The sequence below is a fragment of the Vibrio frigidus genome (genome assembly GCF_042465995.1).
In the GTDB taxonomy this organism is placed as follows: domain Bacteria; phylum Pseudomonadota; class Gammaproteobacteria; order Enterobacterales; family Vibrionaceae; genus Vibrio.
The window spans coordinates 1-255 of the sequence record NZ_JBCDMC010000075.1 but is presented as its reverse complement, the minus strand read 5'-3'; the positions used below and the strand labels follow the sequence as shown (position 1 = coordinate 255).

Genomic DNA, 255 nt, shown 5'->3' with positions numbered 1-255 from the left:
GGACCCACCTGATCCCATGCCGAACTCAGAAGTGAAACGCAATAGCGCCGATGGTAGTGTGGGGTCTCCCCATGTGAGAGTAGGACATCGCCAGGCTTTAACATCGTTTTATCTTTTTTAGGAAAGAAAAGACAACACTAGATAAAGCGCACAAGTAAGACTTTATGTAGAATGACTATGATTGCCCGTATTACATGCGGGCATTTATTTCGCTCAAAGTTGAGTGAAGTCAACATACCGTTTTTAATGAATAGA

The 255-nt window shown here is 42.7% G+C and carries 1 rRNA gene; it reads left to right on the top strand.

The annotated features are described in order from the left end of the window. Positions 1-96, top strand: a 5S ribosomal RNA gene (rrf, locus tag AACW90_RS23050); the annotation flags it as partial. Positions 97-255: the final 159 nt, after the last annotated feature.